The sequence below is a fragment of the Nostoc sp. LEGE 12447 genome, from assembly GCF_015206985.1.
Lineage (GTDB): Bacteria > Cyanobacteriota > Cyanobacteriia > Cyanobacteriales > Nostocaceae > Nostoc.
On sequence record NZ_JADEXT010000075.1, the window covers coordinates 1 to 18,697 of the forward strand.

Consider the following 18,697-nt stretch of genomic DNA (forward strand, 5'->3'; position numbering starts at 1 on the left):
TGACCGCGGTCCAACAGTCCACGCCGGAGGAGCAATTCGCCTGCTTCCATGTTCGCTCTACTCTTCTCTTCTTCTCGCGGAGCATTCAGAAACGGGTAGGCCCGAGTCGTTCGTCGCTCGCCACTGGCGCGGCAGCGACCCGCCGCCACAAGCACGGGCTCACGGCCCGTACTCGGCGGAACTAACCGAAGACTTTTCGAACTCGCCTGCTGCCCGCGCCCCGCTGCAAGACGGCGGGCACAAATCGGGTCGACCGAGGGTCGCCGGCAGGGGGCCGGCGGATCGACCAGTTCCGAACTGTAGGTATGACTCTTTACGATACGAGGCCGACTCGGCCTCCGTCCAGAGAATTTAGTTGCGATTGCGCTGCGGGTTCCGCCGCGCGACTCGCCGCCGGGACCTGGCCTGACCCTCAAATCTCAGGCCAGGCCCAGCGACAAGCTAGGTACTTCCCTTGACTGGCTTAGGCACCGCGGCGACCACGCCCGCCGCCGCCGAAGCCGCCAGCACTACTACCACTGTTAGAACTCCCATTTCCACCGCCGCCGAAAGCACCAGTACCACCGCCATAGTTACCGTTACCACCGTAACCGCCGTTGTCGCCACTGCCAGAATCAAAAAGTCCGCCGCCGCCGAAGCCGCCGCCAGTATTGCCGAATATCCCGCCGCCGCCGTTGCCGATGCCGACATTGCTATTGCCGCCTTGTGCCGCGTTATTACTAAAATCGACATTGGTTAAGGATACATTGCCATCATAAATAAACAAGCCGCCCCCCAATCCAGCACCGCCGCCGCCGCCGTTACTATCTCCCCCTTTAGCTCGTCCATTGGTGATGGTTAGCTCAGAAATACCGACGGTTCCCGACAAAATGAACAAGGGGCGCACGTCGCCGTTGTCGTTGATGCCGTTATTATTGGCATCGCCGCTGATGCTGTGGTTGTTGCCCACAATGCTGATGTTGCTGTTTACCAGAGTTTTCACTACCCCAGTGAAACGGACATCGTTATTGATTGTAATGGTGTCATCTCCTGCTAATTGGTTCGCTTGGAGAATTGCATAACTGAGGGTGCCTGTGGTACTTCCAGTGCCGTCATCGGTGGCTTGGTTGACGATGAAGTTTGTCATTTGATTTTTTTATTTTTTGATGTCAATGAGAAGTTATTTGTAGAGTGGAGGGAGTGCCACTTAAACTAAATCCAGCGATTTAGAACCTCGACTTCTTGAAGAAGTCGGGGTTCTGAGTTATTTGTAAGGTGGGCAAACAGCAAATGACTAAGGTTTCAGCACGTTATCAGGAAACTGCCCTTGCACATTACCTGCGGTAGCATACTGACAAACCACATAGAAGGCGTTATATTTATTACCTTCAATCGTTGCAGTACCTTGTGCTGCACCACAGCCTAATTTGGTACTGCCTTTCCACACCACCTGAGTAAAATGCCCAGTTTCGCTAGAAAAGCCTGGACTCTCGTACTTGTAATCTTTAATTTCGCTATACCAGTCTTCAACTGCTCCGTTACCAAGGGTGGTTGGGTCTATGGAAGTCTCTGAAGTATAAGAAGCGTATATGTTCTCTCCGACATTAGGAGTGTTACTGTGTTCAAAGTTTCCACTACTAGCAATCTTCTCAGCCCAAGCTTGAGCGCCTGTGTTTAGAGAATTATCGATAGTAATGTTAGGGCTACGATGGGTGGCTCGATAAGTGTTGTGTTTAGACACAGCTGCGCTACGCATAGCGGCTAAGTCAATAGATGTTTCTCCAAAAACTGAGTTATTGCTCATTACTCCTGTGGTAATTGCAACGGTTAAAGCTGTAGCTGTTGTTAGGGTTAGAGTTGAAAATAATTTATTCATGGTTTTGTATATCTTGGGTTAGCTTTTGCAGGTCAGTGCAACAAAGTTGCAGGTCAATGTAACTTTGTTGTAGGTGAATGCATTAAAGGTGCAGGTTGATGCAACAAAGGTGCAGGTTGATGCAACAAAGGTGCAGGTCAATACATCAAAGTTGCAGATGAATGCAACAAAGGTGCAGGTCGATGTATCAAAGTTGCAGCTTGTTAGGAAAGAGGAACAATTTAAAGCTTCATTACCTCACCGCTTCTACCGGCTGGGCGACAATCACGTTAGCCAAACTATTGCTAGGGTTTTTCCAAAAAGACAACCCATCATACTTAGTAAATAAATCTGGTGGTAAAATTGTCAGTCGCGGCTGAAACTCGACTTTGCGACGCACCTGATGTAGTCCCTTAGTATTCAGCCGATTATCAAATTCCTCAGCTTCGTATTCCACATTGGCAAAATCATGCTCAAAGGGTTCCTCCTGCAAAAATTGATAAATCAGCGATAGAGTTTTATCAGGTGCTTGGCTCAATAAGTCATAGTCCACCAAAAGCAAAGAGGCGCTGTGTTCGCTATAAAATGCTTCTTTGAGGGCGTTATAAGCAAACCCCACTAATCGTCCCCCTTGACTCAAGGCTTCGGTGCGGGTGTAAACTGTGGAACGTTCACCAGCATTATTAAACATCCGCGACACATCAAAAGCGTTTTTTCTAATCAGCCGTTCGATGCTATCCATAATCCAAGCGACATTTCGCACGCAGCAAATCACCTTTGAGCCAGGAAATAGCTCTTGAATTAAGGACAATTTGCTACACCACAACCGATTAGTATCGAAGATGACTTCTTTTTGAGCTTGCGGATCGTAGAATGTGGAAAAAATAGTTAAGGTTAATGCCCGTTTTTGCTCAGGGGTGATAAAGACTGAATATTCATTCTCTTCACTCATTGCTTCTAGCATTCGGTTCACCAGACTACCAACGGGGCTAGTCATGCTGGCATGAAACCGGGGATTTTGCCGAAGTAACGCTCCGAGTAAGGTGGAACCGGAACGAGGTAAGCCGGAGATAAAGTGGATTTTGGCAGTCATAACGATTAACCGGCTTTTATTTGTTGCCTTGACATAGAAGCTTTTGCACCTGTGTGTTTTGCTTGCATAAGCCAGGCGGTTATTAACATTTTGCTTGGGTGAAATGGATTATATAGCGATCGCCTTAATTGCCGCATCGAACAAAGATCCTAGTCAAAACTTGGATCTTTGTCCTATATAATTAATACTTATGGTGTCATCTCCTGCTAGTTGGTTGGCTTGGAGGATGGCATAGCTGAGAGTGCCTACTGTGTCTCCGTTTCCGTTATCAGTGGTTTGAGTGACTTGATACAGTGCCATTCGATTTAACCCCAAGTTTGTTTAACAATTTGGCAACAGCAACAAAAACAGGTGTCATGAAGAGGTTGCCAAAAGCACATACCTTTTCATGAACGATAATCAGGTTTATTCAAATACTGACTTTTAATTTCTGGGCCGCCGAGGGCAACTATTGTCAGTATGGCTAGTAGTTTGCTTTCGTGACTTAGCTCTTTTAAGGGCAAAGGGGAAAGGGACTCATGTTTTAAATCCCTTACTCTTTAACCTTTCCACTTTTCCCAGCCCTCACCCAACAATTTTGGGTTGGCAGACTAGTAGATTTAAGGATACGTAGCACTATACATTTAATACATTTACGATGCAAGGACAGTTAAGACATTTAAGTAAACATTTAATAGATGCTTAATAATTGGTTTTTTAGACTCTTGAATTTTTTGAGTTGTCCTGGACGTACCTTTGACTCAAGACCGAATGGCACGCTTGTAAAGGGAAAATCGTTGAGGCAGTAGGGGTGCAGAGGAGCAGAGGAGCAGGGGAGAAAGAAGAAGGAAGAAGCATACGCACAGAAAACTTGAGGCATACGGAAAGAAGCAAGAGAAATTCTCCTCTGCAATTCTTACGCCGCCTACCGTTCAGCTTAACAAGCGTGCCATTCACTCAAGACCGATAGTATGAAGCAGTATGTAGAAGTGTAAACGCAAACATTTCTGACATTTTTCCTTTTGTACAGCAGAAATCTAAGCAGATGCAGTACCTCTACTCCCAATACTTTTCTGTTAAGGGAAAAAGGGGAATGGGAAAGGGAAAAGAAAAAACCTTTAACCCTTACCCTTTAACCTTTTCCCCAAACCCGATTCCGAGTTAAAAGTGCAAAACCCGAGAAGTATTGCCTCTACTCCTGCATCGGATACCGCCGCATTATTTGCTGTAAGTTTACCGCCTCATCTAAGGCGCGTGTACACTTTCCCCCGACATAGCAATCACAATCTTTTCTCGCTGCACCCGCTCAAAAGGAGCGATTACACCCGATTTAATCCATCCAGTTTCGGCTGCTTCTTCAGGAGTTAGTCCGGTAAGAGAACACCAGCGTTCATTAACGTAAAAACAGTTTCCTTGAGCATCGGTTCGGAAAATGCCGACTGGAACGGCGGCGGCCAAAGAAGCATATCGTTGTTCGCTTTGCCGGAGATGCGCTTCTGTTTTTTGCCGCTCTGCAAGTTCAGTTTCCAGCTGTTGATAAGCAGTAGCTTGTTGAATTGCGATCGCCATCTGGGTCGAAAGCTGTTGCACTAAAGCAATTTCTTCCGTTTCCCACTGTCGAGGAGCAAAGCTTTCAACCACGTTCAGTAATCCCCACAGGTTGTTACCTTGGATAATTGGAACCGAAATTTTTAGTTATTTCATCCTGTTTTAATTGATTTAGCAGATGCTGTTGCCGATGAATTATCTCTACCATTTGACCGCATTTCTTTAGAGATGATTTATCGCGGTTTCTAGCATTTTAGCGTTGCTTACGATCAAGGTAATGCCCATGACCCCGTTAAGTATTTTGTTGCCAAAGAGAATCAAGATTTAGGAGTAGTCAAAGCCAAGCGATTGCCAGTCTCCAAGCTGGATTTATCCCCTTTTCCCGCATCCTATTGACAAAAGTGCAGTTATCTTAACCTCTCACGGAGAATTACACCGTCTTTATCTATATCCTGAATATCGTAAAACATACTTGCTATTTTCAGCCAGAGGAAGTCGCTTTTGGAATAGTTCAATAACTTGTATTGATAGGAAAGCCACTCATCTAAAGACGCTTTGTTGTCAGCGTTTGTGTCTGCCTCTTTTGCAAGAGCATCCCAGCGCTTACCATAAGTTGAGGAAATATAATGGTAGATTTCTGAATTTTGTACGATGTTATAAGTTTTTGCAACACCATTGACAATTTTATCAAAGTCAGGTTTTCCCAAAACACCATTTTTATGAGCGTCAAACACATGAAAATAATAAGTCAATTTCTTCTTTTTAACTTAAGCTAATATGTGTTATCGGTTTTGAAACAATCAACCTGATAATAAGCTATATTTGTGTTTTTTAAATTTGCCTGTACTAGTCTCCTACTTTCTCTAGTTTAAAGTTCGGAATAACTTATTTAAAAATAATTTGTGATGCCGCTTGACTTAACTACATTAATCTGAATAAATAGATAAAACAAAGAAATACAAATACAAGGATCAAAAACTTAAAAAAATCTAGAAATAGTAAATATATTGGTTTGGACGTAAGCAATAGGTTAAATATTCACCATCAAAATTAATAAAAAAGATGTTAAATCCCGAAAAGGGCTTGCAGAAGTTGCGTAATGGCTCCCTAATTAATCTAAAACTGGGTGACTGGACAATTAAATCCAAGCTGCAAGCATTGCTCCTCGGAGTTAGCCTGGGTTCTGTAGTAGTAGTTAGTGGGATTGGTTGGTATCAAACACAAGCTACCCTTAGAAGTAAAATCGCCGAGCAACTTTCCGGTATCCGTACAACCAAAGCCGAGCAGTTTGAGTCGTACTTTGAAAATTTGAATAACCAAGTAGGGATGCTGGCAGCAGATCGCAACATCGTGAAAGCAATGGTGGATTTGAATGGGGGTTTCCGCAACCTGGAGCGCAACTTTATTCCCTCCGAATGGGATACAGCAATGGAAGCTTACTACACCCAACAATTTTTTCCTCGCTTGAAAAAGAATCTCTCCTCTGAAGAACTGAACCCCAGTGCCTATCAGCCCCTGGGACAAGCCGCTCGTTATCTCCAGTATTACTACATTGCTTCTAACCCCAATCCAATCGGCAAAAAAAACCAGCTCCTTGATGCTGGTGATGGCAGCGCTTACACCAAGGCTCACGCCAAATATCAAAAAATCTTTGCAGGAATTATCGAAAAATTTGGTTATTACGATTTATTTTTGATTAATCCTAAAACAGGAGATATCATCTATTCCTATTTTAAAGAGACAGATTTTGCCACTAATCCACTACAGAGTTATGACTCCCGGAATGGACTAAAGGAATTGGTGCAGGCAGTCCAGACAAATCCGACTCAAGGTAGCATTCAAGTTGTTGATTTCAAATCTTACCGTGCCTCTTATAATGCTCCATCTGCTTTCCTGGGAACTCCGATTTATAGCGGTTCTAACATGATTGGCATCTTGGCAGTGCAAATTCCTATTGAAAAGATCAACAGCGCTATTAGCCGGAATAATAATTGGGAAGGTAGTGGTTTGCAGAAAACAGGGGAAGCTTATTTAGTCGGACCCGATTCCCTAATGCGTTCGACATCTCGTTTTTGGGTTGAAGACCCCAAAAAATATCAAAATGCTGTTCGTTACACGGGCGCTGACCAGAGAACTCTACAACTAATGGAGAACTTTAACACTACCATTAGCTTACAGAAAATCAATAGTTTAGCCGCTAAAGCCGCCTTAGAAGGGCAACAAGGGATGATGGTAGACCGCAACTATCGGGGGGCAGAGGTATTGAGTTCATACAGTCCTTTGAAGTTGAACGGGTTAAGTTGGGGGATTATAGCAGAGATGGAGGTAGGGGAAGCTTATCGTCCGCTTTACACGTTACAGGTAATGTTGCTGATAGCAGCGACGCTTTTCTTACTGGGGACGGCGTTTTTAGCGGCAATTGCTGCGAAAATTTTTACCTCTCCTCTGCGTCGTTTGACTGATAGCGCCCGGAAACTGAATGCTGGGGAACTGGACACAGAAGTTGATGTGACATCCCTTGACGAGTTTGGGGAATTGGCAACAGAGTTCAAAGAGGTGGCGAACAAATTACATCAAACTGAGGAAGAGCTGGAAACCAAGAAGCAGGAAAACGATATTCTCTTGCAGAATATCTTACCAAGAGCGATCGCCGAACGCAGGAAACAAGGAGAGCTATCCATTGCGGAAAACTTCAAGCAAGTAACCATCCTCAATGCTCATCTGGCTGGGATTGCTGAGTTGAACAAACGCCTGTCACCGTCAGAGATAACAAAATTGCTCACCGAGCTATTTGATGAATTCTATGATTCTGCAGAACGCTACGGGTTGGAACGACAGAACTCCCTGAGTACAAGCTATGTGGCAGTATGTGGACTCACTGAAGTGAGATTTGACCATAGCCAGCGAACTGTTGATTTTGCCCTAGCCATGTTAGACATAATCCAGCGTCTGAATGTTAATCATAATTCTGCCTTGGCTTTACGCATCAGCATTCATGCAGGTTCTGTGACAGCAGGTGTAATAGGAACACAGCGATTTGGATACAGCATTTGGGGAGAAACAGCATATATAGCAAGCAATCTTCAAAGCCAAGCTGAGTTGAACTATATTTTGATCACTCAGAGTGTGTACGATCGCATAGCCGATAGCTACACATTCATCCAAAACCCAGTCGTGAAAATTCCAGGACTGGGTGAAGTAGAAACCTGGACGCTAGTAACCACGAGGAAGTTAATTCTAAGTCAAGTGGAGTTAGTTCAGTCATCCTTTGCTAAAGTTAAACCCATCGCTGATAAGGCTGCCGAACTGTTCTACAACCGACTGTTTGAATTAGAGCCTTCTTTTCGTGCTTTATTTAAGGGGGATATGAAAGAGCAGGAACGTAAGCTAATGGCTACGCTAGCTCTCGCCGTGGAAGGTTTGCGTCAACCAGATAAGATTGTCGGTCCCGTTCAGAAGCTTGGTCGCAGCCATGCCAGCTATGGTGTCAAGGCTGAATACTACGATATTGTCGGCGAAGCTTTGCTGTGGACGTTAGCGCAAGGACTGGGTGAAGACTTTACTACGCCAGTGCGAAAAGCATGGGAAGAAGCTTATACATTCCTGAGCGAAATTATGAAAGAAGCAGCAGCGGAACCTGAGTTGGAAAAAATAGGTGTTTAACAATTCAAAATTCAAAATGACGCTCTCTACGAGACGCTGCGCGAATGCAGACTCGCTAACAAAATTCAAAATTAAAGAGAATTGGAGTTGGAGATTTAAACCACTACATATTGCACTATTTTCCGTGTAGACCTTCATTAGCCATTAGTCATTTGTGTTTACTAAGGACAAATGACTAATGACAAAGGACAACCTCATCAGTTGATGTGCAATCTTATTTGCGTAACAGCTTACTCACTGTTTATTGTTTGTAAAAAAACAATCATGGATAAATCATTTCTGGGATGGATATTAATTTTGGGGCTGGGATTTCCATTGTTCGGTATACTGCTTGATGAAGCTGCCTCAAGATTAGAACGGCAGCAGCACCCCTTAGCAGTTGCTCTGCGTCAGATACGGGAGTATGTGTTACCTCCCTTAGCCATAATTTTGGTCATGCGACAGCTTTTAAGCGTCGCTGGCAAAGATTCCTGGGCACGTTTTGTGGAAACGTTAACTTGGGTTGCCGTGATTGTGGCGGGAATTTCTTTAATTAACGCCCTGTTGACCACAAAAAAACAACCGATAAAATGGCAAATTCATGTACCTAGCCTGTTCTTTCAGGTAGCTAGGGGTGTGGTAATCTTTGCCATTGGTTATCACATTATCAATGGAATTTGGAATATAAATTTGACTGGCTTGGGCAGCGCTGTGGGCATAGCTTCAGCGGTAATTGCCCTAGCACTGCAAGATACTCTCAGTAACCTGGTGTCAGGATTACTGCTGCTATTTGCCAAACCTTTCAAAACAGGTGATTGGATTGAGTTAGATGGAAAGCAAGGACGGGTAATTGAACAAAACTGGTGGTCAGTCACTATGAAAAATCCGGTGATGACATTCAACGTTCCCAACGGAGTGTTGTCGAAGGCAAGCATTATCAATTACGGTCAGAGAGGAATCTGGAAAAGTATTTACGCCTCATTTTCTTATGACGATTCTCCTGGTGAAGTGATTTCAGCCCTAAATACTTTGACGGAGGGTATAGATACGATCGAAGCCAAAGATCCTGCTCTGGTTAGTTCCTATGAAGACTTCAGTATTACTTACAAGCTTTCTTATAAAGTAGTGCCGGAAAAAGATTGGATCGTTTCTGCGGAACTCAAATTTCGACTTTACTATATAACCAAACGTTATGGCTTTACTATGCCTTATCCAATTCAAGTACAGTACGATGTCGATACTCAAAAAGGAATACCAAGCCGGATTCCTCAAGTAGTCGAGAACCGCCAAAAGGAATTGGTAACTTATTTGCGATCGCTCCCATATTTCCTAACGCTCAATGATAATCAAATTGAAAAACTGAGTGAACAGGCTAGATTTAAAGCCTATGGTAAGGATGAGTTAATTATTCAGGAAGGTAAAGAAGACGAGGGACTTTATATTATCTTCAAGGGTGCGGGACAGGCTTATCTCAAAGACCCACAAGGGAACCGTCAGATAGTGGACGAGCTGGAACTTAACGAAGTATTTGGTGAAATGGCTATCTTTCCAGGGGAGGTAAGCCCAGTTACAGCGATCGCCAATGAAGATGTTGAGGTTATAGTAATTCCAACGGACGAGGTTATTGAAATAATCGAGTCTAACAACAAATTTGCCTCGGAGATTCTTCAGTATATCGAAGAACGGAAAAAGATGGTTCGACTTGCCAAAGGAATTAAGGAGGATGTAAATCTGCGAAATAACAAAAATGGTCGCCGAGTGCAAATGGGAAGATAATATATGTCATTAATCAGGATCGGGATAACTAGAGTAAAAAGTTTCAGAAATTACTTATTTTTGTTCAGCATAGTTTTACTATTAATAGCCTGCGCCGATCAATCAAAAACCTCAAAAGCAAATATTGACAATCAGGCTGGTACGGACAAATCTTCAAAAGAAAATTTAGGTATTCAGAAAGTCGAGAGGAAATTAGTTAAATCACTCTCAACCCAAGACTCAGCTCAACAAGGCATTGCGCTTCCGGAGGTAAACCCCCTAGAACTAGAGGGAACAATAGCGATATCGGGAACTCAGGTAGTTTTACCAATTAGTCAGGCTATTGCTGAACGCTTTATCCAAGACGGGTATCCTAGTAAGATTAATCTCGCTGGTATTGATACAGTCGTTGGCTTCAAGCTATTTTGCCAAGAGAAAAAAATAGATATTGTTAATGCAGTTCGCCCGATTACCAGTCAGGAGTTAGCCGCCTGTGCCAAGTCAGGTATTCAGCCGATCGGCTTTCAAATTGCCACCGATGCAGTGACTATTGTAGTTAGTTCTCAGAATAATTTCGTCCCAAATACTCTGACACGCGACGAACTGGCAAAGGTATTTACCGTCCAAAAGTGGTCAGATGTCAATCCCAAATGGCCACAAGAGTTGATTAAACGCATTGTTCCAGAGGGGGCTGGTACTGGGGGATCAGTTGACTTGTTTGCCGAAGCTATTCTCAAGGGGAACTTTAGCCAACTTACTAGTGCTCCCAATACGATATCTTATGACTTTGTAGAGCAGTTGTACTCAGAAGCTTTAATTAATCCTTACATGGTTGGTTTTTTAGAGTACGGCTCTTATCAAGAAAATCGCGAGAAGTTGAGGGCGATCGCTATTGATAAAGTAGACCCTTTCCTGCCAGGATATCCTCTAACTCGCCCTTTGTACATTTATGCAGATGCGAAAGCGATTCGGAAGCGACCGGAATTAGAAGGATTTATTAACTATTACTTGACTTATTTGGGTCAAGAAATTTCTAATCTTGGCTACCTTCCAGTTAAACCAACCGTATTAGATGAGTCAAAAACTAAGTTTTTACTAGTGTTGGGTAATAAAGAGTTGTTGAAGTCAGCAAGTAAGAAAAATTAGCAATTTTGGTAATATAGAAGTTTCACGTCTACGCTCATCAAACAGAGGAGAAAGCAAAACAAGGTTATTCTGCTTCTCTACAAGACGCTGCGCGAACGTTAATGGTTGTTGAAAATTCAGTTTCAGGTGGAGATATGAAAGCGGTAAATGAGGGTGAAAGTTCCGCCGCGCCTGTCACTGCTCCTGAAAAATGGTCACATGAGGCGATTGTAGCGAGGTCAAATATTCGACCTGTAAGAAGGGAAAAACTGAATCGAGCGGCGAATTCGGGCGAGAATCCGGGTTTTGACTTCTTGCTCTCGTGCTGGAATGATGACCCTGCGAAAGCAGATTGTGATCAAGAAATTGCTGGGGAAGTTTCCGCAGTGGGGATTGGTGACGGCGGATAGCGTGTTGGTGGATTGCGAGAGGTAAAATCACACTGTCTCAGAATAGCGTGCAGCTAAAGCGATTGCTGCTTGACGGTGCATGTCTACTCTTGTGCAGAAGGTGTAGATCAAGATTCCCTTGCATTGATACCGCCAAGCGACCAATTATTTTCTGAAAAGGGGGAGGCATAATCTGCGACTCGCTCCCATCCCCACTTATAAGCAGTGTCAACTAGAATTTCTTTACCATTGCGGAACTTAATAAATTCCTGCCCGTGGTCGTAAAATATGTCTGCAACCAGTTGATTACGCTCGTCGTAACCCCACTTATCTACTGCTGCCCTCCACCAACGCTTTCCTCTTGAGAGCAACTGTTCAAGTTCTAAATACTCCGGCTTCCAATACTTGGTGCGCCATTGATTTGCGAGTGCGTCGATTAGTATAGCAGTCGGGTAGATCGGTTTCAGGTTTTCTTCGAGCCAGAGTATATAAATGATTGCGCTCCTGAAAGCATCTTCTAAACTATAGCTGGATGCTTCTAGAGTGTCTTGGAGTTGCTCGTCATTAAAATTTACGCCGAGCGACCGCAGGGCTGGAGCATACAAATCAAATAATTCTTGTTCTACTGAATCGGCAGACCAGAACCACATAAGAAAAAGAAAAAAACCTTATTAGCTCTGGATGAGGGTGCTGGTGGTCGAGGCGAGGGTATTGTTGCCAGAACTTTTTCTCGAAGTACGATCGCTAAGATTCGTTTTGAGGATTATGAACGTCACACTAAACGTCGTCAGTGATTGAGTCAGCTTGGATTGTTTGAAAACTTAATTAGCCAATTCGTATTGCAACAATTACGAGAAAGATTACAAAGTATCCGTGCGATGTATAGATTCAATCAACTCCTCAACTTCTTCTTCGTGCAGACATTGTTTCACTTGGGTGCTGAACCACTCAAATTCTTCCGGTTCTGTATCCATGACTCGGTAGACCAGTAATGTTCCTGCAACGCGGGCAAGAGTAAGAGGTGATGGGGAAACGTAGCTCAGTAGATCGCACGCATTCTGGTATATTTCCATGACTGATAATTCGGACAAAGGAGATCCCAACTGAGCAGAAAGCTGTTTTAGATTCTCCTGAATAGATGAATGGAAGTCTGGATCTTCGGGATGGGAAAGAGGGTTACTCATAATTGTCGTTCAAATGCCATTGGATGTGAAGGTAAAAGTATTAAGTATTACCATTGTTAATTACTTATCGTATCTTTTCACACATTGGGTATTCACCTACCCCACTCAACCTTACCCAAGCTCATGAGTATCTATTAGCGGCAACAAGATATAGGCTGGGATATAAAGACCTTAAGCGACTGGTTCGCAACAGCTTAGAATATAGTTTCGCTCCGGGAAATAGTCTCTGGGAGTCGCCTGAGTTTAAGGCAATGGTTACAGCTTGTGCAAGCGATACCCCTGGTGAAACCTCTGTTTCTCAAGGGTGCAGTGCTTTTTTGCACAAGAGCGATCGCGCGCAGACTCAATGGCAGCTAGAGTCGGAATTTGCTTGGTTTGAGTCATTGCAAAACTGGCTTTGATTGACTTTCATGAAAATGTAGAACAAAGTAATTTCACTTCGTTGTTAGTTGAAAATTCAGTTCCGGGTGTAGAAACCAAAACAGTTCATGAGGGTGAAATTTCCGCCGCGCCCGTCGCTCAGAATGAATTTTTTTCAAGTGATGAATATCTACTTGTAGCAATACGATTTTACACTCTTAGCCTTTGCGTCTCCAAAACTTGACTTTCAAACCATCCCTCGGGCGAGAAAATGGTAGTACTAAGTGTTCTAGATTTTGCCCAGGAAGTATTTCCCATTCATAGTCACGGATCAATAGTACGGCAAACAGTTTCATTTCTAACCGAGCAAACTCTTTACCTAAACATTCTCGAATCCCACCACCAAAAGGAATATAGCTTCCAACCCTTTGTTTGTCTTGAGTGGATTCAGATGCAAAACGTTGTGGGTCAAATTGTTGAGATTGAGCGTAAACATTCTCGTCTTGATGAGTTTCCTGAATTTGGTAAAACACGTCCCAGCCTTGGGGGATACGGTATCCAGCAAGCTCACTTTCTTTTAGTACTTTGCGCAAACCGCTACGAACGACTGGAGGCAGCATCCGTAGAACTTCTTTTAGCACAAGCTCTAGATAGGTCATTTGCTTAAGACATTCTGGTGTCAGCAGTTGTGCGTGTCCAATTTTCGCTTGTTCCAAACGTGCTGTTTGCCACACTTGTGGATGTTGAGCTAACAATAAACATAAGGAAGTTAGTGCTGAGGTTAAAGTTTCGTGTCCAGCAACAAGCATTGCTAACACGTTATCTTTCACATCCTCACTACTCAGACGATTCCCTTCCTCATCTTGTGCTTGTAATAGAATTCCTAAAACATCTCGATGGGCAATAGGTTGTTTTTGACGTTGAACAATTAACTGATCAAATTGCACAAGAAGATGCTCTCGCGCACGAACTGCACGAGCAAACTTGCTTAGAGGAAATCGAATCGGAATAGATAATAGTCCATTACTCCAAGCCTCGTAAACTTTTTCCAAGTTCTCATTTGCGGCATTATCAACACCTATAAACAACCTACAGGCAATATCAAGCGTGTATTTTTTCAGTTCAGGATACCAAGTGAAAGTTTTCATCTCTTCCCATTTATGCAGATAACGATGGGTTAACTGTTCCATTGTTTTGGCATAGTCAGCTAACGCTCTTGGCTCAAAGGACTTGAACAAGTGTTTACGAAGTTTTTGGTGAGCAGTACCTGTCTTGACTCCAATTGAGTTGGCTCCTAGTAGCGTCTCGAAACTTGTAGTATTAGTCATCTCAAATCGCTGACTTTCATTAGTGAATAGAAAACGTGTGGCATCTGCCCCAATTAAGACAATCGTTGGGCGACCAAATAGATGAGTTTTGAAGACTGCTCCATATTGCTTTTGTCGCTGCCGAATAAAATATGCTGGCTCTTGCAAATAACTAATGGATTCGCCAATGATGGGCAAACCGAAGCGACCAGGGGGTAATGGCAGTGTTCGTCCGCTTGAAAAGCTAGTCATGTTTTTTCTCACTTTTGAGTGATGAGAGATTATATTTACGATACGGTATCGTAAAAAGTGAGAGAATGTCAACTCAGTAACTGTTCGCAAGTTGTCTAAATACTGATGCTTTGAGATGATAATTGTATGAATAAACCCGTGAAAAATCTGCCAGGACGACCTCGTAACCTTCAATCTCATCAAGCCATTCTGCAAGCAAGCTTGGAACTTCTATCAGAAGTTGGATATGAACGTACAAGTATTGACGCAATTGCAGTCCGTGCCGGAGTTAGTAAACCCACTATTTACCGACGCTACAAAGGTAAAGAAGAACTGATTGCATCGGCAATAGAAAGTTTTAGAGAAGAAGTTATTATCCCTGACACTGGTCGTCTTTGGGATGATATTGATGCTCTGATTGAGAATGCCGCGCAAGTTACGCTTAGTCCTTTGGGACGGCAGACTGTTGCCATGATTATTAGTAATGCCTCAACTAGTCCTCAATTTGCTCAAATTTATTGGACAAAGTATCTGCAACCTCGACGGCAAGCTTTTGCTGTTGTAATTGAACGAGCAAAAGTGAGAAAAGAAGTTCACGCAGATTTAGATCCTAGTTTAGTTTTTGATACGATGAGTGGAATTATGCTTTATGCACAAATTTTTCAACCTCAGACTGAGCCTTGGGAAGTATATGTTCGTCGTGCTTTACATCTTTTAATCAAGTAGCACGGTGATGCCAAGTAGAACAGAGTCAATCAGCTTCTCTACGAGACGCTACGCGAACGTTGTCAGGTACGGGCTTTTACGGACTGTAACACAAGATTTATGTTGAAGTTTGTATGTTTAGCGATCGCATTTCTTGGGTAAGCTTTAGCCTAAGCGATCGCACTTGAAGATAACCCTCGCTCACTGAATCAGATGAAAGCAACAGTCGCCAAAAAGGTTGCCTAATAAGTCTGCTGCAAGTATTGCAGAGTTACAATAATGAGGAAGCAAGTATTATCTTTGTGACCTTCTGTCATCTAAAGTTTTGGCGAGTAGCACCATAACAGTAATTGGAGCAAGGAAGACTCTAAGAGGCTGTTTGAAAAGTCATCTAATGTATGTTTGACTACTCTGGCTATCCTAGAAGTTGAACGAGATAATGGGGGTTCTGGAATTCGCGTTCGCTTCTGTAAGTTGCATTTAAGGCTCAAACTGACACTTTTCAAACAACCTCTAAGTCCCACTATTTGGTTGAACTTATACAATCTTTGAGATTAAACCAGTTGAATATCTAAATTAGTTTGAAAACCAATAGGCTTATTTTCTAGAATGGCAAATCTAGATTCTTGGAAGAACAGAGAACCATTTAGGGGATCATAACTGAAGTCGCTAATTGAAATAGCACCAAAACCTGCTTGAGAAATCTGGATTTTGTCACCTTCAACAGCTTTGAAATCTTTGATAATATCAACACCCTCTAATACATTGGTAAAAACAAATTTATCTGCACCTAGTCCCCCAGTGAGAGTATCTGCACCTAACCCCCCAGCAAGTGTATCGTTCCCGCTCTTACCAGAAAGTGTATCGTTTCCGCCATTGCCAAATAATACATTATTTTGCCTATCTCCAACAATGGTGTCACTTTGATTTGTACCTTTAACATTATCAAAGTTTATAAATTTGAATTCAACTGTGCCTATGTTAGGAACATTATTAATTACGAAACTTTGACTTTCAAGGTTAACGTTAACTGATGCATCTCCAACTACAAAGGGTGCTGAAGGAGCAATTGAGGCATCGATAGTGTTATTTGCAACGCTAGCATCAACAACAAGATTTTCAAAATTACCAAGTAAATCTCTACCTAGCCCACCACCTTTTTGAAGAGTTCCATCAATGAAGATGGTAGAGCTTACACCTATTTTGCTATAATCAGCCGTATCAGTACCATCTCCACCATTTAAGGTATCATTGCCTGCACTACCTCTAATAATGTCATTGCCGCCGCTACCAGATAATTCATTATCAACAGCATCACCAGTAATAGTGTCCTTTTGATTTGTACCAATTACATTCACAAAATTTTTCACACTGACTATTATTGGTGGCGAACCGACAACTCTAATTTCTAGTTTTTCTTTGGATAAATCAGCTACTATCGATACATTGGTACTGTCAGTAGTTGCATCAATAATATTAGTCTGTCCTCTAGCACCAATAACAGTTTCAAAGAAATCTCTAAACGTATCAGTTCCAATTACGCCTTTTTGAATCACCACTGGTTGAAGTGTTACAGGTTGTTCTAAGTTACTGTAATCAATGGTATCCCTACCATCTCCACCAGTAATCGTATCATCCCCTGCACTAGCGATAATTCTGTCATCCCCAGTAGTTCCGATCAAAATATCGTCCCCATCAGTACCTATAATTGTTGCCATAATCTTGCTTTACCTGTTTTTGATTAACTGCTGTATACTAACTTGTTATCAACTGTATTTTCTTGAAAAAATGTTGCAAAATATAGCTATTAACTAAGATTTCCCCGCAGACATTCTGCTCTGGAGCGACTACGACGTATGCAGAAACTCATGCTTTGCTGCGAATTCGGGGCAGAATCCGAGGTTTGATTTCTTGAAGGAATGCTGGAATGATGATCCGGCACTGATGATAATGATCAAGAAATTGTTGGCGAAATATCCGCAGTGGGGTGTTGTGATTGTGGATGGGGAATTGGTTGATTGAATGGGTAGCGATTACCCATTCATGCGGTGCCATTGGGTGATTTCTACCACAGGTTGCGCCTACAGGGATGCTCCCTAAGTCCCTGTAGGTGCAAATATACACAAAGAAAAATTATCCAAGAACCAATCTCCCTTTTCCACATCTCGTGAAAAGTCAGACACCTTGATAACCCGCAACTTGGGTTATTATGTTTTTGCAGATATGTGATGTCGTAAAAACCGCATGAACCATTTCTTAGATCGGAAACTCTCTAAACGCTTCCGCACCTTCGATGACGATCATAATGGCTTTATTGAGCAGAGCGACTTTGAGATGTCTGTTGCGCGTCTGGCTGAAGAGTTCGGTCATGATGAAGAATCCCCTGCTCGACAACGGCTGCTCGATGTTTGCTTAGGCTTGTGGCAGCACTTGTTGCAAGTAGCCGATACAAATATCGATGAGCGCATCAGTGAGGCTGAGTACAAAAGAGCGTTCGCGTTGGGACTGCTAGAAACCCCCGAAGCATTTGACCAAGCCTATATGCCCTTCCTTGAATCGATTATGGATATCGTTGACCAGGATCGTGATGGTCGGCTGACCGTCACTGATGAGATCCGATGGACTGGTGCTTTAATGCACCTTTGTGAGCAAGATTCCCGCGAGGTATTCCGTCACCTTGACAAGGACGAAGATGGCTTCATTACCACCCATGACCTGCTCGAAGCCATCCGCGCCTATTACTTTGACGACTCACTCGATTCTCCTGGCTATTGGCTGCTTGGTTCTCTCGATTCATAACCTTTAAAGACCTGCAACACGCTTATACATCTCGAATTTGTCAAAGATTGAAGGTATTACTGAAAGTCTAATGATTTCTAAACACAGAGATTGGGTGTAGAGTCAGGCGGTATTGGGATAATGCACTAGGAGCATAAACGCTCAAGGGCGGGTTGTCGCTTTCCATCGCTTATGTGAAGGAGGCAGTGCGAACGAAGATTGGGGTCAAGTCACCGTCAGCCTTTTTTGTCGCTGCTTGCAAAGAAGGTAGAAAGCCGGAGGCAGCACAGGTCAAGTCCAAGTCGAATGCGAAAGCTTTGTTTAAGTAAGCAAGGCAACAGAGGATTGCAATTGCAATGTTGGGGGAATATGTGTATGTGTATACGCGCCTTGGGTGAGGCGGTGGCGTTAGCCGAGATGATACGGTGGTATCCAATGCAGAGGTAGGGTTTATATAGGGTTTGCTGAAAAAGCAGGAGGCTGTAAAGCAAGGTTATTCATTGGTCTTTAAAGTCAGGTTAAACTAACAAAAAAGCATTTGCAATTATAAAAACACTCCTTGAGGATCTGTGTGACTTATCTTGATGGACTACTTTGGACACAACAAAGCTGGCTTGAGCAAGCCAGTAGTTGGATTAATTGGCGTTGCAGAATAGAAATATGAATTAGTGCGATCACTATGAAATGTCCAAGGTGTGCGTCAAGCCACATTCGCAAAAATGGTAAACAAAGAGGTAAACAAAACTACATTTGTGTGGAATGTGGTC

The 18,697-nt window shown here is 43.1% G+C and carries 19 protein-coding genes and 1 pseudogene; 9 read left to right on the forward strand and 11 right to left on the reverse strand.

The features are described 5' to 3' along the window. Positions 1-463 precede the first annotated feature (463 nt). From IQ274_RS34200 to IQ274_RS34220, 5 genes are all read right to left on the reverse strand, one after another. On the reverse strand, positions 464-886 hold the full coding sequence (locus tag IQ274_RS34200; protein WP_194144975.1) for a hypothetical protein: 423 nt from the start codon (positions 884-886) through the stop codon (positions 464-466). 387 nt (positions 887-1,273) lie between these two features. Further along, positions 1,274-1,855 (reverse strand): CAP family protein, encoded by a 582-nt coding sequence (locus tag IQ274_RS34205; protein WP_163927804.1) that lies wholly within the window; start codon positions 1,853-1,855, stop codon positions 1,274-1,276. A gap of 232 nt (positions 1,856-2,087) precedes the next feature. After that, positions 2,088-2,927, reverse strand: coding sequence for a sulfotransferase family protein (locus IQ274_RS34210; protein ID WP_194144976.1), 840 nt, complete (start codon positions 2,925-2,927; stop codon positions 2,088-2,090). A gap of 153 nt (positions 2,928-3,080) precedes the next feature. After that, positions 3,081-3,227 carry a hypothetical protein gene (locus tag IQ274_RS34215; protein ID WP_163927801.1) on the reverse strand — a complete coding sequence of 49 codons (147 nt, stop codon included), beginning with the start codon at positions 3,225-3,227 and terminating at the stop codon, positions 3,081-3,083. 924 nt (positions 3,228-4,151) lie between these two features. Continuing rightward, the gene (locus tag IQ274_RS34220; protein ID WP_416209866.1) at positions 4,152-4,547 is read right to left on the reverse strand and encodes a PAS domain S-box protein; all 396 of its coding nucleotides are present in this window, start codon (positions 4,545-4,547) and stop codon (positions 4,152-4,154) included. Between the two features lie 54 nt (positions 4,548-4,601). Between IQ274_RS34220 and IQ274_RS37075 the strand changes: the two are divergent. After that, positions 4,602-4,838: pseudogene (locus tag IQ274_RS37075) on the forward strand (IS4 family transposase); the annotation flags it as partial. Positions 4,839-4,861: 23 nt separating this feature from the next. Here the strand turns inward: IQ274_RS37075 and IQ274_RS34225 are convergent. Then, positions 4,862-5,206, reverse strand: a complete 345-nt coding sequence (locus IQ274_RS34225) for a hypothetical protein (RefSeq protein ID WP_163927800.1) — start codon at positions 5,204-5,206, stop codon at positions 4,862-4,864. A 310-nt stretch (positions 5,207-5,516) separates the two neighbouring features. Here IQ274_RS34225 and IQ274_RS34230 point away from each other — a divergent pair, with 310 nt between their 5' ends. The 4 genes from IQ274_RS34230 (at position 5,517) to IQ274_RS37080 (ending at position 11,386) form a co-directional block, all read left to right on the forward strand. Continuing rightward, entirely contained in the window at positions 5,517-8,117 is a 2,601-nt protein-coding gene (locus tag IQ274_RS34230; RefSeq protein WP_163927799.1) for an adenylate/guanylate cyclase domain-containing protein, read from the forward strand. Between the two features lie 171 nt (positions 8,118-8,288). Further along, on the forward strand, positions 8,289-9,872 hold the full coding sequence (locus tag IQ274_RS34235; RefSeq protein WP_228058578.1) for a cyclic nucleotide-binding domain-containing protein: 1,584 nt from the start codon (positions 8,289-8,291) through the stop codon (positions 9,870-9,872). Positions 9,873-9,875: 3 nt separating this feature from the next. Then, positions 9,876-10,997: a substrate-binding domain-containing protein gene (locus IQ274_RS34240; protein WP_228058579.1), complete on the forward strand. Its 1,122-nt coding sequence runs from the start codon at positions 9,876-9,878 to the stop codon at positions 10,995-10,997. A gap of 101 nt (positions 10,998-11,098) precedes the next feature. After that, positions 11,099-11,386, forward strand: coding sequence for a hypothetical protein (locus IQ274_RS37080; RefSeq protein WP_228058580.1), 288 nt, complete (start codon positions 11,099-11,101; stop codon positions 11,384-11,386). A gap of 107 nt (positions 11,387-11,493) precedes the next feature. Here IQ274_RS37080 and IQ274_RS34250 read toward each other — a convergent pair whose 3' ends face one another. Beyond that, positions 11,494-12,015: a hypothetical protein gene (locus IQ274_RS34250; RefSeq protein ID WP_163927798.1), complete on the reverse strand. Its 522-nt coding sequence runs from the start codon at positions 12,013-12,015 to the stop codon at positions 11,494-11,496. Between the two features lie 210 nt (positions 12,016-12,225). Next, positions 12,226-12,549, reverse strand: coding sequence for a hypothetical protein (locus IQ274_RS34255; RefSeq protein WP_194144977.1), 324 nt, complete (start codon positions 12,547-12,549; stop codon positions 12,226-12,228). Between the two features lie 53 nt (positions 12,550-12,602). Between IQ274_RS34255 and IQ274_RS34260 the strand changes: the two genes are divergently transcribed. Then, positions 12,603-12,950: a hypothetical protein gene (locus IQ274_RS34260; RefSeq protein ID WP_228058581.1), complete on the forward strand. Its 348-nt coding sequence runs from the start codon at positions 12,603-12,605 to the stop codon at positions 12,948-12,950. Between the two features lie 177 nt (positions 12,951-13,127). On the opposite strand, the gene IQ274_RS34265 is transcribed toward IQ274_RS34260, so the two are convergent. Beyond that, the gene (locus tag IQ274_RS34265) at positions 13,128-14,468 is read right to left on the reverse strand and encodes a cytochrome P450 (protein WP_163927796.1); all 1,341 of its coding nucleotides are present in this window, start codon (positions 14,466-14,468) and stop codon (positions 13,128-13,130) included. A gap of 126 nt (positions 14,469-14,594) precedes the next feature. On the opposite strand from IQ274_RS34265, the gene IQ274_RS34270 reads away from it, so the two are divergent. Then, on the forward strand, positions 14,595-15,173 hold the full coding sequence (locus tag IQ274_RS34270; protein WP_163927795.1) for a TetR/AcrR family transcriptional regulator: 579 nt from the start codon (positions 14,595-14,597) through the stop codon (positions 15,171-15,173). Between the two features lie 533 nt (positions 15,174-15,706). On the opposite strand, the gene IQ274_RS34275 is transcribed toward IQ274_RS34270, so the two are convergent. Then, positions 15,707-16,870 (reverse strand): calcium-binding protein, encoded by a 1,164-nt coding sequence (locus IQ274_RS34275; protein WP_163927794.1) that lies wholly within the window; start codon positions 16,868-16,870, stop codon positions 15,707-15,709. 148 nt (positions 16,871-17,018) lie between these two features. After that, a complete protein-coding gene (locus IQ274_RS34280) occupies positions 17,019-17,207 on the reverse strand; it encodes a hypothetical protein (protein ID WP_163927793.1) in 189 nt (62 codons plus the stop codon). A 189-nt stretch (positions 17,208-17,396) separates the two neighbouring features. Between IQ274_RS34280 and IQ274_RS34285 the strand changes: the two genes are divergently transcribed. Both IQ274_RS34285 and IQ274_RS34290 read left to right on the forward strand, forming a co-directional pair. Continuing rightward, positions 17,397-17,951: an EF-hand domain-containing protein gene (locus IQ274_RS34285; RefSeq protein WP_194144978.1), complete on the forward strand. Its 555-nt coding sequence runs from the start codon at positions 17,397-17,399 to the stop codon at positions 17,949-17,951. A gap of 658 nt (positions 17,952-18,609) precedes the next feature. Further along, the coding region (locus IQ274_RS34290; protein ID WP_416209853.1) for a transposase-like zinc-binding domain-containing protein at positions 18,610-18,697 on the forward strand (88 nt) is incomplete at its 3' end.

What these genes read in the sequence shown, in the direction of transcription:
- IQ274_RS34255 (WP_194144977.1), bottom strand. Translation starts at nt 12,549, where the DNA reads ATGAGTAACCCTCTTTCCCATCCCGAAGATCCAGACTTCCATTCATCT.
- IQ274_RS34265 (WP_163927796.1), bottom strand. Translation starts at nt 14,468, where the DNA reads ATGACTAGCTTTTCAAGCGGACGAACACTGCCATTACCCCCTGGTCGC.
- IQ274_RS34275 (WP_163927794.1), bottom strand. Translation starts at nt 16,870, where the DNA reads ATGGCAACAATTATAGGTACTGATGGGGACGATATTTTGATCGGAACT.
- IQ274_RS34230 (WP_163927799.1), top strand. Translation starts at nt 5,517, where the DNA reads ATGTTAAATCCCGAAAAGGGCTTGCAGAAGTTGCGTAATGGCTCCCTA.
- IQ274_RS34280 (WP_163927793.1), bottom strand. Translation starts at nt 17,207, where the DNA reads ATGGCACCGCATGAATGGGTAATCGCTACCCATTCAATCAACCAATTC.
- IQ274_RS34270 (WP_163927795.1), top strand. Translation starts at nt 14,595, where the DNA reads ATGAATAAACCCGTGAAAAATCTGCCAGGACGACCTCGTAACCTTCAA.
- IQ274_RS34235 (WP_228058578.1), top strand. Translation starts at nt 8,289, where the DNA reads ATGACTAATGACAAAGGACAACCTCATCAGTTGATGTGCAATCTTATT.
- IQ274_RS34215 (WP_163927801.1), bottom strand. Translation starts at nt 3,227, where the DNA reads ATGGCACTGTATCAAGTCACTCAAACCACTGATAACGGAAACGGAGAC.
- IQ274_RS37080 (WP_228058580.1), top strand. Translation starts at nt 11,099, where the DNA reads ATGGTTGTTGAAAATTCAGTTTCAGGTGGAGATATGAAAGCGGTAAAT.
- IQ274_RS34250 (WP_163927798.1), bottom strand. Translation starts at nt 12,015, where the DNA reads ATGTGGTTCTGGTCTGCCGATTCAGTAGAACAAGAATTATTTGATTTG.
- IQ274_RS34210 (WP_194144976.1), bottom strand. Translation starts at nt 2,927, where the DNA reads ATGACTGCCAAAATCCACTTTATCTCCGGCTTACCTCGTTCCGGTTCC.
- IQ274_RS34285 (WP_194144978.1), top strand. Translation starts at nt 17,397, where the DNA reads ATGAACCATTTCTTAGATCGGAAACTCTCTAAACGCTTCCGCACCTTC.
- IQ274_RS34205 (WP_163927804.1), bottom strand. Translation starts at nt 1,855, where the DNA reads ATGAATAAATTATTTTCAACTCTAACCCTAACAACAGCTACAGCTTTA.
- IQ274_RS34240 (WP_228058579.1), top strand. Translation starts at nt 9,876, where the DNA reads ATGTCATTAATCAGGATCGGGATAACTAGAGTAAAAAGTTTCAGAAAT.